At 70.5% G+C, this 12,482-nt stretch carries 15 protein-coding genes and 1 pseudogene; 9 read left to right on the top strand and 7 right to left on the bottom strand.

Annotated elements, in window-relative coordinates; genetic code table 11:
• Positions 1-119 precede the first annotated feature (119 nt).
• Together ACZ562_RS09460 and ACZ562_RS09465 are read left to right on the top strand one after the other, a co-directional pair.
• On the top strand, positions 120-1,109 hold the full coding sequence (locus tag ACZ562_RS09460; protein ID WP_471175574.1) for a carbohydrate ABC transporter permease: 990 nt from the start codon (positions 120-122) through the stop codon (positions 1,107-1,109).
• Between the two features lie 5 nt (positions 1,110-1,114).
• A complete protein-coding gene (locus ACZ562_RS09465; RefSeq protein ID WP_471175576.1) occupies positions 1,115-1,957 on the top strand; it encodes a carbohydrate ABC transporter permease in 843 nt (280 codons plus the stop codon).
• 33 nt (positions 1,958-1,990) lie between these two features.
• On the opposite strand, the gene ACZ562_RS09470 is transcribed toward ACZ562_RS09465, so the two are convergent.
• On the bottom strand, positions 1,991-3,439 hold the full coding sequence (locus ACZ562_RS09470; protein WP_471175578.1) for a HAMP domain-containing sensor histidine kinase: 1,449 nt from the start codon (positions 3,437-3,439) through the stop codon (positions 1,991-1,993).
• A pseudogene (locus ACZ562_RS09475) lies at positions 3,440-3,951 on the bottom strand (response regulator transcription factor). It lies immediately after the preceding gene.
• Positions 3,952-4,121: 170 nt separating this feature from the next.
• Here ACZ562_RS09475 and ACZ562_RS09480 point away from each other — a divergent pair.
• Positions 4,122-4,925, top strand: coding sequence for a DUF6597 domain-containing transcriptional factor (locus ACZ562_RS09480; RefSeq protein WP_471175580.1), 804 nt, complete (start codon positions 4,122-4,124; stop codon positions 4,923-4,925).
• 27 nt (positions 4,926-4,952) lie between these two features.
• Here ACZ562_RS09480 and ACZ562_RS09485 read toward each other — a convergent pair whose 3' ends face one another.
• Positions 4,953-5,843, bottom strand: a complete 891-nt coding sequence (locus ACZ562_RS09485) for an NADP-dependent oxidoreductase (protein ID WP_471175582.1) — start codon at positions 5,841-5,843, stop codon at positions 4,953-4,955.
• Between the two features lie 139 nt (positions 5,844-5,982).
• On the opposite strand from ACZ562_RS09485, the gene ACZ562_RS09490 reads away from it, so the two are divergent.
• On the top strand, positions 5,983-6,390 hold the full coding sequence (locus ACZ562_RS09490; protein WP_471175584.1) for a winged helix-turn-helix transcriptional regulator: 408 nt from the start codon (positions 5,983-5,985) through the stop codon (positions 6,388-6,390).
• A gap of 325 nt (positions 6,391-6,715) precedes the next feature.
• Here ACZ562_RS09490 and ACZ562_RS09495 read toward each other — a convergent pair whose 3' ends face one another.
• The gene (locus ACZ562_RS09495) at positions 6,716-7,189 is read right to left on the bottom strand and encodes a MarR family winged helix-turn-helix transcriptional regulator (protein WP_471175586.1); all 474 of its coding nucleotides are present in this window, start codon (positions 7,187-7,189) and stop codon (positions 6,716-6,718) included.
• A 69-nt stretch (positions 7,190-7,258) separates the two neighbouring features.
• Positions 7,259-7,738 (bottom strand): hypothetical protein, encoded by a 480-nt coding sequence (locus ACZ562_RS09500; protein ID WP_471175588.1) that lies wholly within the window; start codon positions 7,736-7,738, stop codon positions 7,259-7,261.
• A 209-nt stretch (positions 7,739-7,947) separates the two neighbouring features.
• Between ACZ562_RS09500 and ACZ562_RS09505 the strand changes: the two genes are divergently transcribed.
• The gene (locus ACZ562_RS09505) at positions 7,948-8,283 is read left to right on the top strand and encodes a YnfA family protein (RefSeq protein ID WP_471175590.1); all 336 of its coding nucleotides are present in this window, start codon (positions 7,948-7,950) and stop codon (positions 8,281-8,283) included.
• A 10-nt stretch (positions 8,284-8,293) separates the two neighbouring features.
• Here ACZ562_RS09505 and ACZ562_RS09510 read toward each other — a convergent pair whose 3' ends face one another.
• Positions 8,294-8,728 carry an ester cyclase gene (locus tag ACZ562_RS09510; protein ID WP_471175592.1) on the bottom strand — a complete coding sequence of 145 codons (435 nt, stop codon included), beginning with the start codon at positions 8,726-8,728 and terminating at the stop codon, positions 8,294-8,296.
• Between the two features lie 139 nt (positions 8,729-8,867).
• Between ACZ562_RS09510 and ACZ562_RS09515 the strand changes: the two genes are divergently transcribed.
• The 3 genes from ACZ562_RS09515 to ACZ562_RS09525 are packed head-to-tail and all read left to right on the top strand — an operon-like array spanning position 8,868 to position 9,927.
• Positions 8,868-9,644: an SDR family NAD(P)-dependent oxidoreductase gene (locus tag ACZ562_RS09515; RefSeq protein WP_471175594.1), complete on the top strand. Its 777-nt coding sequence runs from the start codon at positions 8,868-8,870 to the stop codon at positions 9,642-9,644.
• A complete protein-coding gene (locus tag ACZ562_RS09520; RefSeq protein WP_471175596.1) occupies positions 9,644-9,790 on the top strand; it encodes a hypothetical protein in 147 nt (48 codons plus the stop codon). Before ACZ562_RS09515 ends, ACZ562_RS09520 begins: the two co-directional genes overlap by 1 nt.
• An 11-nt stretch (positions 9,791-9,801) precedes the next feature.
• On the top strand, positions 9,802-9,927 hold the full coding sequence (locus tag ACZ562_RS09525; RefSeq protein WP_471175598.1) for a tyrosine-protein phosphatase: 126 nt from the start codon (positions 9,802-9,804) through the stop codon (positions 9,925-9,927).
• 213 nt (positions 9,928-10,140) lie between these two features.
• Here the strand turns inward: ACZ562_RS09525 and ACZ562_RS09530 are convergent, their stop codons facing one another.
• Positions 10,141-11,334, bottom strand: a complete 1,194-nt coding sequence (locus ACZ562_RS09530; RefSeq protein ID WP_471175600.1) for an RtcB family protein — start codon at positions 11,332-11,334, stop codon at positions 10,141-10,143.
• A 204-nt stretch (positions 11,335-11,538) separates the two neighbouring features.
• On the opposite strand from ACZ562_RS09530, the gene ACZ562_RS09535 reads away from it, so the two are divergent.
• The gene (locus tag ACZ562_RS09535; protein ID WP_471175602.1) at positions 11,539-12,378 is read left to right on the top strand and encodes a DUF3558 domain-containing protein; all 840 of its coding nucleotides are present in this window, start codon (positions 11,539-11,541) and stop codon (positions 12,376-12,378) included.
• The last annotated feature ends 104 nt before the right edge of the window (positions 12,379-12,482 follow it).

The raw sequence follows: 12,482 nt of genomic DNA on the forward strand, positions 1-12,482 counted from the left end.
CGTACCCCCCCCCCCCCCCCCCCCCCCCCCCCCCCCCCCCCCCCCCCCCCCCCCCCCCCCCCCCCCCCCCCCCCCCCCCCCCCCCCCCCCCCCCCCGCGTCCGGGAACAGGACTCACCCGTGAAAACCGTGGAACCCGCGCACGCCGCGACGCCTGACCGGGAGCAGACCCCACCCATGACCGCCGTGAAGCCCGCTCGTCCGGCGCGCAGGAACCGCGACTGGGTGCACGGCGTGCTGATGTCCGCTCCCGCCGTCGCCGGACTCGTCGCCTTCGTCGGCATCCCGTTCGGCTATGCCGTCGTCCTCTCCTTCTACAACGTGCGCCTCGGTTCGCCGCTGGCTCCCACCTTCTTCGGCCTGGAGCAGTACCGGCGGCTGTTCACCGACCCCGACCTCGCCGGCCCGTTCCTGCGGGCCCTGCTCAACAACCTGACCTTCGCCGTGGTCGTCGTACCGCTCCAGACGGGCCTCGCTCTGGCCCTGGCGATCCTGCTGAACCGCAAACTCAAGGCCATCGGCCTGTTCCGGTCCCTGTTCTTCATGCCGGTCGTCTTCCCGATGACGCTGGTCGCCGTCATCTGGCGGCTGATCCTCGCCCGCAGCGACCAGGGCCTGCTCAACTCCGCACTGGACGCCGTGAGTTTCGGCAACTGGGGCGCCTTCGACTGGCTCGGCGACACAGCCACCGCCATGGCCTCGATCGTCGTGCTGTCCGTCTGGCAGGGCGTCGGCTTCCAGATGGTGATCCTGCTCGCCGGCCTCCAGCAGATACCCGGCGAGCTCTACGAGGCCTCGCAGCTCGACCGGGCCTCCCGATGGCAGCAGTTCCGGCACGTCACCCTGCCCGGTATCCGCGACACCCTCGTCTTCGTCGCCATGCTCACCTCGGTGCTGTCCTTCCGCGTCTTCGACCAGGTGTACGTCCTCATCCACGGCGGCGGTCTCGACGAGGACGCCACCCGGACCGTGATGTACCAGGCCGTCACCACGGCCTTCGACCAGAACAACATCGGCCAGGCGTCCGCGATCACCGTGGTCTTCTTCCTGATCGTCGTCGCCCTGACCCTCATCCAGCGCCGCGTCGTCCGGCCCGACAACGAGGACTGACCCCCATGGCCACGACCCGCGCTCCCCTGCGCCGCTTCGCCGACTACACCGTCCTCGGCGTGCTGGCGTTCATCTTCGTCCTGCCTGTGCTGTACCTGCTCCTGGGCAGCCTCAAGCCCTCCGACGAGGTACTGAACGGCCTCTCCGGCTTCCTTCCCACCCACCTGACCTTCGACAACTACAAGCACGTACTCGACGCTCTCGACTCCGGCAGCACCGGCTACTTCTGGCGCTTCATGGGCATCTCGCTGCTCGTCGCGTTCGTGGTGGTGACCGGCGGCCTGTTCGTCAACTCGATGGCCGCGTACGGCATGTCACGGCTGAAGTGGCGCGGCAGGGAGGCCGTCTTCACCCTCGTCCTGTTGCTGATGCTGGTGCCGTTCGAGTCGGTGGCCGTGCCGCTCTTCTACATGTTCAACGACCAGCGCAACACCGTCTACATCCAGGCGATCCCGTTCGTCGCCAACGCCTTCTCGGTCTACCAGTTCCACACGTTCTTCCGTTCGATCCCGCCGAGCATCGAAGAGGCGGCCCGGCTGGACGGCGCGGGACCCTGGCGGACCTTCTTCGCGATCATCGTCCCGATGTCGAAGCCGGTGTTCGCGTCGGTCGCGATCCTGACGTTCCTCACGCAGTGGGGTTCGTTCCTGTGGCCGGTCCTGATGGTCTCCGACCCGTCGGTCCGCCCCCTCCCCTTGGAGATGAGCGTCTTCCAGGGACAGCAGCCCCCCGACTGGGGCCAGATCCTCGCCTTCGGCGTCCTCCTCGTCCTGCCGGTGCTGGTGATCTTCGCCTTCTTCCAGCGCTGGTTCGTCCAAGGGGTGGCCAGTTCGGCGGTCAAGGGCTGAGCACGGGATGCCGTGACCGGTCCGCCGCGCCGGTCACGGCCCCACTGGACCCCGCCACTCCCCGCTCGTGAGCCCCCCGCCCACCGTGAACCCGATCACCGTCCCGCCGCCGTCCCGCCGGAAGGCGAACGGCGCTCCCCCGTGGGCGAGGGCCACCTCCCGGACGATGGACAGGCCGAGGCCCGAGCCGGGCAGGGAGCGGGCGTCGGCGGCACGGTAGAAGCGGTCGAAGACGCGGACGAGATCGCGGTCGGCGATGCCGGGGCCGCGGTCGAGGACATCGACACGGACCATTCCCGGCCGGGCCGGCCCCGCGATGTTGATCTCGATGGGCGCGGTACCGGCGCTGTCGAACTTCGCCGCGTTCTCGACAAGGTTGGAGACCGCCCGCTGGAGCATGCCCGGCCGGCCGTCGGTCGTCGTGTCGCCGCTCGCGTGGACCAGGATCTCCCGCCCGGTGCGGCGCCGGGCCAGGCCCGCCACGTCCTCGGCGATGTCGGCGAGGTCCACCCGCTGCGGCGGCCCGTTGTCGGACTGGCCGGCCGCGAGGTCGACGAGCTCGTTGACGAGGTCGGTCAGCTCGCGAGCCTCCTGGCCCAGGTCGGCGACCAGTTCGTCACGGGTGGCGGGCGGGAGTTCGTCGATGCGGCGCAGCAGCGAGATGTTCGTCCGCAGGGAGGTCAGCGGCGTACGCAGCTCGTGTCCCGCGTCCTGGACCAAACGCCGCTGGTCCTCCTCGGACTGGGCGAGGCGGCCCAGCATGCGGTCGAAGGCGCGGCCGAGGCGGCCCACCTCGTCGTAGCCGGTGACGGGGACCTCGATGCCGAGGCGCCGGGTGCGGGCGACGTCCTCGGCGGCGGACGTGAGGATGACCAGCCGACGGGTGATGCGCCGGGCCAGCCACCAGCCGAACAGGCCCGCGGCGACCACGACCGCGGCCATCAGGATCAGCGTGCGCTGTTGCAGCGCGCGCAGCAGGTCCTCGGTGTCACTGAACTCCTGCGCGACCTGCACCGCGCCCCGGCCGCCGCCGAGGGATACGGTCGCGATGCGGTAGACGTCGCTGCCGACGTCGACGTCCTTGTGCTCGGTGATCCGCCCGGCCGTGGCGGCGTGCGCGATCGTCCGGTCGGCGCCGGTGACCGGCAGTCCCGGGTTTCCGGGGTCGACGACCGTGCCGTCCGGACCCAGCACCTGCACGTCCGTACGGGCCGGCCGCACGATGTCGTGGCCCGGCGCCGCCGAGGAGAAGTCGTCCGGCGCCATCCCGTGCTGCCGCACCTCGCCCCGCAGGTCCTGCACGACCTCGTCGAACACGGACTCCTGGTCCACGCGGACGAGCCGGGCGGCGGCCGAGTACGACAGGACGCCGACCAGGACGGTGACGGCGGCGGTCACGGCCGCGAAGGACACCACGAACGTGGTCCGCAGGGACAGGAGCCGGGGCCGCCGTCTGCCCAGCAGCCGCCTCAGGCGGCCCACTCAGTCCTCCCGCAGCACGTAACCCACACCGCGCACCGTGTGGATCAGCTGCGGCGCACCCGGCTCGTCGAGCTTGCGCCGCAGGTAGCCGACGTAGACGGCGAGGTTCTTGGAGCCGGGTCCGAAGTCGTAGCCCCAGATGCGGTCGTAGATGGTGGCGTGGTCGAGGACGATCGCGGCGTTGCGCACCAGCAGTTCGAGCAGCTCGAACTCGGTGCGGGTCAGCTCCAGCTCCCGCCCGCGTCCAGGCCGGCGATCCGGTCCGCGGTCTCCACGAGCGCCGTCAGCATCAGGATCGGCGTGCGGTCGCCCTCCGCGCGCAGGACACGGCAGACCTGGAGGCCGTCGATTTCGGGCATCATCACGTCGAGGACCAGTACGTCCGGCGGGGTGCGGTGGGCCTGCGCGAGCGCCTCGACGCCGTCGGCGACCGCGGTGACCTGGTAGCCCTCCAGGGTCAGGGCGCGCTCCAGGGCGTGACGGATGGCGCGGTCGTCTTCGGCGAGCAGCACAGTTCGGGACACGGCTTCAGTGTGCCAAGGCCTCCGGCGGTTGGACCGAGTGAGCGGTCGTACGATCACCCTTCTTACTGGGCTCTCACCGTCAGGCCCGCTGCAGGACGCCGAGGCTCCGGACCCTCGCTGATCCGACGGCTGTCAGTGCCCCGTCCTACGATCGCGACATGGCCGCCCCACGCCGAGACACCCGAGGCATCGTCGACGCCGCGGAGCTCTTCGCACGCGTGCGCTTCCGCCGCCTCGAACCCGCCGAGGCCCTGCGCCCCCACGTCGAGCACTACTGGCTGATCGACTGGGACCTCACCGAGCCGTACGTCTCCCAGGTGGTCCCGCACCCCGCGGTGCACATCGTCTTCCAGCGGTTCGAGGGCCAGGAACCCTTCGTCGAGGTCGCGGGCGTCCAGCTCGGCCTGTTCACGCAGAAGCTGGAGGGCCGGGGGCGGGTCTGCGGCATCAAGTTCCGGCCGGGCAGCTTCCGCCCCTTCGCTCCCGGGCGGCCGGTCACGGAATGGACGGGCCGACGGATACGGCAGCCCGAGGTGTTCCCGGACACGGACCCCGCCCCGATCCTCGCCCCGGCCGCCGAGGCGGCCCGCGTCGCCGCCCTGGACGCCTTCCTCCTCGCCCTCGACCCGCACCCCGACCCGCAGGCCGGCCTCGCGACGGCTCTGGTCGAGCGCATCCGCGCCGACCGCACGATCCGGCGCGTCGCCGACTTCGCCCGCGCGGAGGGGATGTCGGTACGGGTTCTGCAGCGCCTGTTCGCCGCGTACGTCGGCGTCGGCCCCAAGTGGGTCATCCTGCGCTACCGCATCCACGAGGCGCTGGAGCGCGCCCGGACCGAGGAGGCGGTGGACTGGGCGCGCCTCGCCGCCGACCTGGGATACGCCGACCAGGCCCACCTGGTCCGGGACTTCACGGCGACCGTGGGGGTGTCACCGACGGCGTACGCGCAGGGCGTGCACTGACTCCGCCCCCAGGGCACGCGGCCCCGGTCAGGGCACGAGCACCAGCCGGCCCCGCACTCCGCGCTCCCCGAGCCGGGCGTGCGCCTTCGCCGCCTCGTCCAAGGCGTACGTCTCGGCCACCCGCAGCGTCAGCACGCCCTCGTCGACGAGCCCGGCCAGTTCCGCCAGGCGGGCCCCGTCGGCGCTCACCTCGACGGCCGTCGTCCGCACCCCGCGCACGGGGGCCGGGGCGGCCTGCGGGATGACGCCGACGAACGCACCCCCGTCCCGTACCCACCCCAGGGCCTTGTCGCCGAGGACCGCGGCATCCAGCACCGCGTCGACGCTGCCCGCCCCGACGGCACCATGGGCGAAGTGCGCAGCCCCCAGGGACCGTACGAGTTCCTCGTCGTCCTCCCGGGCCACCGCCGTCACCGATATCCCGCGGTGGGCGGCGAGTTGGACGGCGTATCCGCCGACCGCACCCGCCGCACCCGTCACGAGCAGGGTCTGCCCCGGTGTCAACTCCAGGAGATCCAGGGCCTGTACCGCCGTCAGCGCGTTCAGCGGCAGAGTGGACGCGTGCACCGCGTCGGCGGTGGCCGGCGCCTTGGCCACCGCGTCCGTGTCGACGACGACGTACTCGGCGTGCGTGCCGAGCGGCTTCACCGTGCCGTAGAGGAGAGCCACCACCTCGTCACCCACACTCCACGCGCCGGCGGTCCCCGTCGCGTCCACGGTCCCGGCCACGTCCCAGCCGAGCCCGATCTGCTGGCCCGCGCCACCGAAGACGCCCGCGCGGACCCCCGCGTCCACGGGGTTCAGCGCGGCCGCCGCGACCTTGATCCGCACCTGTCGCGCGGCGGGCTCCGGCACCCCGGTCTCCACGACTCGCACGGCCTCGGGCCCGCCGAACGTCGTCACCACTGCAGCACGCATGACTGAAAACTCCCTGATCGTCGCTGTTCGCTTCGGTATCTCCTCAGCTGTCAGCAACCCTAGGAAGAGTTACTATCGATTGGTAAGTAGTTACCTGAAGGTGCGTACGTATCCGGGAAGTGAGCGGAGGCCAGGAACCATGGCGACCATGACGGCGGCCCAGCGGCGTGAACAGGCCCGTGCCGAGTACGACGCGTTTCTCAGGGGCTGCCCCACCAACCAGCTCCTGGACCGCATCAGCGACAAGTGGGTCAGCCTCGTCGTCGCGGCCCTCGCCCCCGGCCCCATGCGCTACAGCGACCTCGGCCGCAAGATCGCGGGCGTCAGCCCCAAGATGCTGACGCAGACACTGCGTTCACTGGAACGCGACGGCATTCTCTCCCGCGCGGTCACCCCGTCGGTCCCGGTCCGCGTCGACTACGAACTCACCCCGCTCGGCCTCAGTCTCAGCCGACTCCTCGTCGCGGTGAAGGACTGGGCGGAGACGCACATAGAGCAGGTACACGAGGCGCGCGAGCGATACGACACCGAGAGCCAGGCGGGGTGAGTCCTGTCGTCAAGACGGGAAATGCGACGACGGGACCCGGACGCAACGCCACTGACCCAGCAAGGCCGACGAGTCTCTGAACTGCAACGATGCCCCGCTCGGCACACCTTGGAAGCCACCAGGGTCACCGGCAGGGGCCTATGACCTGTCCGGCCGATCACTGCGGAGACGCGGGGTGTGGCACGCACATCTGCCGCGTTGTCATCGGTTGCCGACGCTCCGCGTCGACGCCCTCCTCCGCCTTGCATCTGCACGCACCACACCCAGCTCACCGGAACCGACAGGGCGCCGCCGCCTTCCTTCGCCGTGATCGCCCGGACAGGTCCTAGACGTCCCCCGCCCGCAGCCGGGCCGCCTGCGCCGCGCTGAACTCCGTCGTACGCCTCATGTGCTCGACGATCACGGCGAGTTGGGAGTCGTCGAGGTCGTCGAAGAGGCCGACCCAGCCGCCGCCCAGCCGGTCCCACATCCGCCCGAACTCCGCGGCCTTCTCCGGAACGGTCGCCACGAGCACCTTGCGCCGGTCGGCGGCGTCCCGCTCCCGCACGACGTGACCCGCCCGCTCCAGCCGGTCCACCAGCCGCGTCGCCGACCCGGTCGTCAGCCCCGTCAGTTCGGCGATCCGGCCCGTCGTCACCGGCCCGCCCTCCAGCGTGAGCAGGTTCAGACACTGCAGGTCGGTGGGGTGCAGGCCGAGGTGGTCGGCGACGGCCTGGTTGAACAGGGCGTACGCGGCCATGGAGCGGCGGGAGACCGTGGACAGCTCGTCCAGCAGTCGCTCTCGTGCCTTGCCGGCCATACCGCCCGTCCTCCCACTGTTGTCCTCTGCGCCGAGCAGAGATCGTACGACGCAGAAGCCGAGGCGCCGTCAGAAGTAGTACGCGTCGCCGGTGTCCAGGACCAGCACCCGCAGCCGGTCGTTCTGCCGGTTGCGGTCCACCGCCCCGCCGCTCCACACCGTGTCGATCTCCAGCATCGCCTCCGACGGAGTACCGCGCAGCCGCACACGCAGACCGACCTGCTCACCCAGCCCGTCCGCGGCCAGCGCCCCGATCCGGCACAGCACCACCCGCGCCCCGGAGCGGGCACACCCGGCCGGCAGCACCTGCCGGTCCGCCAGCTGCTCCGACCAGCGCAGCCTCACCGTCACGTCCGGAGCGGCGGACGGACCGTGATTGCGCGGAGTGAACCGGAGGTCGACCCGCCCCGCGGCCATGGTCACGGAGCCGTGATAGGCAAGATCGGCCTCGGGGCCCACGGCCACGGCGCGGGCCGGCAACGCCGCCCCGCCCGCCCACGCCAGAGCGAGACCCCACACCGCAAGAACCCGAAGCACTTGCTTCCGCATGCCACCCACTCCTCGGACCGCCATAGCCGTAGTCGTAGTCGTACGGGGACGTCTCCGGATGTATCCCACGAAGAGCGCGGGGCAGGCGCCCTCCATCAGGTGACACAGGCGGACCGGAGACGACACCGGCGGCCCGGAGACGAACCGGCGGCCCGTCGGGCGACACAGGCGCCGCGAACCGCCGCGGGAGGGCATGCGAAGCTGCGCGCATGCTCGTCCTCCGCTCCGCGGCCCTCTTCGTCGTCGCCGCGCTCTTCGAGATCGGCGGCGCCTGGCTGGTCTGGCAGGGCGTGCGCGAACAGCGCGGCTGGCTGTGGGCCGCGGGCGGTGTCCTCGCCCTCGGCGCGTACGGCTTCGTCGCCACCCTCCAGCCGGACGCGCACTTCGGCCGCGTCCTCGCCGCGTACGGCGGGATCTTCGTGGCCGGTTCGATCCTTTGGGGTGTGGTCGCCGACGGCTACCGCCCCGACCGCTGGGATGCCGCGGGCGCGCTGATCTGCCTCGCGGGCATGGCGATGATCATGTACGGGCCGCGGGGCGACTGAGGGGGCGCCTTCACAACGGCATGTCGGGGAGCAGCCCCAGCTGCTCCAGGAACTCCATCTGGTCGAAGTAGAGCCGGTAGCTGACGATGTGGCCGTCCTCCACGGTGGCGAAGTCCACCCCGCGGATCCGGACCTCCTTCTGGGTCGCGGGCAGCGTCTCGCCGGAGGGCAGCTGCAGCGGGCCCGTGTTCTTCCCGTGGAAGAACCCCTCGTCGATCGCCGTGTCCCCGGCCTCGTACGAGTACACCGGCTCGTACGTCGCCTCGGGCACCGCCTCCGTCATCTGCCGCCAGTACTCGACGATGTTGTCGCGCCCGTGGATCTCCCCGGCGTCGGGGGTGACGGCGACCGCGTCCGGCGCGTACAACTCGGCGATGACCTTGAGGTCCGGGTGCGTGGTCAGCGCCTCCGTGAGCCGGTCCATGACCTCACGTGCCTGTCCCATGATCCACCTCCGCTCAGGAAAGGATCACCCACCTCATTTTCCCACCAAGACCCCGCTCGGGCCGACCCCTGGACGAGCCGGACATCCCGCCCGCCTATCCTGGCCGGACAGGCTTTCGACCACGTCCGAGGAGCAGCCCATGGCCACCGCCGCACCGTCCGCCGCCACCCGCATCGCCGTCGTCACCGGTGCGAGCAGCGGGATCGGCGCCGCCACGGCTCGCCGACTCGCCGCGGCCGGCTACCGCGTCGTCCTCACCGCCCGCCGCAAGGACCGTATCGAGGCGCTGGCGGAGGAGATCAACACAGCGGGCCACCAGGCGACCGCGTACACCCTCGACATCACCGACCGCGCCGCCGTCGACGAGTTCGCCACCGCCTTCAAGACGATCGGCGTGCTCGTGAACAACGCGGGCGGCGCACTGGGCGCCGACCCGGTCGCGACCAGTGACCCGGCCGACTGGCGCACGATGTACGAGACGAACGTCCTCGGCACCCTCAACGTCACCCAGGCCCTCCTCCCGAAGCTGGAGGCGACCGGCGACGGCACGGTCGTCGTCGTGTCGTCCACCGCCGGCCACGGCACCTACGAGGGCGGCGCGGGCTACGTCGCCGCCAAGCACGGCGCCCACGTCCTGGCCGAGACCCTCCGCCTGGAGATCGTCGGCAAGCCGGTCCGGGTCATCGAGATCGCGCCCGGCATGGTCAAGACGGACGAGTTCGCCCTCACCCGCTTCGGCGGCGACACGGAGAAGGCCGCGAGTGTCTACAAGGGCGTGGCCGAACCGCTGACCGCGGACGACGTGGCCGAAACGATCACCTGGGCGGTGACCCGCCCCAGCCACGTCAACGTCGACCTCCTGGTCCTGCGCCCGCGCGCGCAGGCGTCCAACACGAAGGTCCACCGGGAGTCGTGATGGCGGACGCCGAGCGGGAGCGGGAGCGCCTGAAGGAGGAGAAACGCGACGAACGCCACATGTGGATGTGGCTCGCCTACTTCCTCTTCGGCATCCACATCGTGGCGTTCGTGATGATCTACGCGGTGACCCACGCCCCCGAATAGGGTCACCGCCTGTGAACAGGCACACACCGTTCGACGGCCTGAACAACTTCCGCGACCTCGGCGGCTGTACGACGGCGGACGGGCGGCACGTCCGCCTCTCGCGCGGACTCTCTCGGCCCAGGCGGAATCCCGCGTAGCCGCCACCGGCCGCCTCTTTGCCCGCCTTGACTGCCTCGCCACCAACCCCCGCCTGCGCAGGTACCACGAGTCGGCGGGCTACCGGGTGGTCGGCGAACAGCCCCAAGGAGGGCGGGTTGGGCAGCCCGTACGCGGTGACCCTGCCGGAGAAGCGGCTCCATTGACGCCGATGGGCCCGAGCCGGGTCGGCTCGGGCCCCGTGCGTGCGGGGGTCAGCCCTTCACACAGACAACCTGCTTGAGCTTCGCGACGACTTCCACGAGGTCCCGCTGCTGGTCGATGACCTGCTCGATCGGCTTGTACGCGCCAGGGATCTCGTCCACGACACCGGAGTCCTTACGGCACTCCACGCCCCGCGTCTGCTCCTCCAGGTCCTTCGTCGAGAAGCGCCGCTTGGCCGCGTTGCGGCTCATGCGCCGACCCGCGCCGTGCGAGGCCGAGTTGAACGCCTTCTCGTTGCCGAGTCCCTTCACAATGTACGAACCCGTGCCCATCGAGCCCGGGATGATCCCGTACTCGCCGGAGCCCGCGCGTATCGCGCCCTTGCGGGTCACGAGCAGGTCCATACCCTCGTAGCGCTCCTCGGCCACGTAGTTGTGGTGTGCGCTGATCTCCGGTTCGAAGGTCGGCTTCGCCTTCCTGAACTCCTTGCGGATCACGTCCTTGAGGAGCGCCATCATGATCGAGCGGTTGTACTTCGCGTACTCCTGCGCCCAGAACAGGTCGTTGCGGTATGCCGCCATCTGCGGGGTGTCCGCGATGAACACGGCGAGGTCGCGGTCGATCAGGCCCTGGTTGTGCGGCAGCTTCTGGGCGACGCCGATGTGGAACTCGGCCAGCTCCTTGCCGATGTTCCGGGAACCGGAGTGCAGCATTAGCCAGACAGAACCTGTCGTATCCGTGCATATTTCGACAAAGTGATTTCCCGATCCGAGCGTCCCCATCTGCTTCGTGGCGCGCTCCTCGCGGAACTTCACCGCATCGGCGATCCCGTCGAACCGCCGCCAGAAGTCGTCCCACCCTCCGGTCGCGAAGCCGTGCAGCCGGTCCGGGTCGACGGCGTCGTCATGCATCCCGCGACCCACCGGAATCGCCTGCTCGATCTTCGACCGCAGCCGCGACAGATCCCCCGGAAGATCGTTCGCCGTGAGCGAGGTCCGCACCGCCGACATCCCGCAGCCGATGTCCACGCCCACCGCCGCGGGGCACACGGCTCCCTGCATCGCGATCACCGATCCGACCGTCGCACCCTTCCCGTAGTGCACGTCCGGCATCACGGCCAGGCCCTTGATCCACGGCAGGGTCGCCACGTTCCGCAGCTGCTGCAGTGCCACGTCCTCGACCGTCGCGGGGTCGGTCCACATACGGATCGGAACCTTCGCGCCCGGCATTTCCACGTACGACATATCGCCCTCATTCCCCCGGAAAACAAACAGAAGTCTTGATTCGCAAAACCAGCGCCAAGGTCGACGAAAAAGGACAACGGACCGGCATTCAAGGCAGTGCGTGCGATACACATTGTCTGCGGGGGACGCCCCCGCGCAGCAAGCGAATAACCAGCGGGGACGCCGAGAGACCGGCACCGAGAGACTGTCGAGAGGAGCCCGACCGTGCAGCGGAAGGCCCACGTATCCGGCGTCGTCGCGCTCCTCGCGGCGCTGTTGGCCGGCTGCACCGGCAGTCCGGGAGACGACGGCACGACGGACGCCGCGAACCCCGGCAACGCCGGTACGGCGACCCCGGCGGCCGAGCCCGGCAAGTACCGAACGCTCCCGGAACCCTGCGGCGCGGTCAGCCAGGGCACCCTCGACTCGCTCCTGCCAGGCATCAGGCAGCTCACGGACGAGGTGCAGCAGGAGAAGGCGTACGCGGGCGAGCCGACGCTGACCTACGACACGGACCGCAAGGTCGGCTGCCGCTGGAAGGTGGACTCGGCGGACGCCACGAACCATCTGCTCGTCGACTTCGAGCGGGTCGTGGCGTACGACAGCTCCGTGAGTGACGACAGCCAGGCCGAGGAGCTGTTCGCGAAGAAGGTGACGGCGGCGGACCTCCCGGAGCCGGCCGCACCCGTCACAACCGAGGAGAGTTCCTCCCCCGCCCCGGGCAACTCCCCCTCCTCGACGGCCTCCTCGCCCGCCTCCTCCTCGTCCTCCTCGTCCTCCTCGTCGTCCTCCGTGCCCCCGTCCTCCTCCACCACACCCTCGGACCTCCAGCCCCGCGTCCTCGACGATCTCGGCGACGAGGCCTTCCTGGACGACGCGTTGAGCAGCGCTGGTTCGACGGCCCAGCAGCGCACGGTGACTGTGGCGTTCCGCACGTCCAACGTGATCGTGACGATCGAGTACGAGGAGCAGCCGGCGACGGTCGGCGCGGTCCCGGACAGCAAGGAAATGCAGGACAGGGCCCGGAAACTGGCGGCTCAGCTGGCGGACGCGCTCGCCGAATAGCGTGCCTTCGCCGCCCCCGTGCCCCCGTACGCAAAGCAGACGAATCGAGACCGCACTGCTCCCTCACCGCGTACCGTGGCCCCTCGGACCCGATCCGACGGCAG

The organism is Streptomyces sp. NPDC040410, assembly GCF_055595715.1.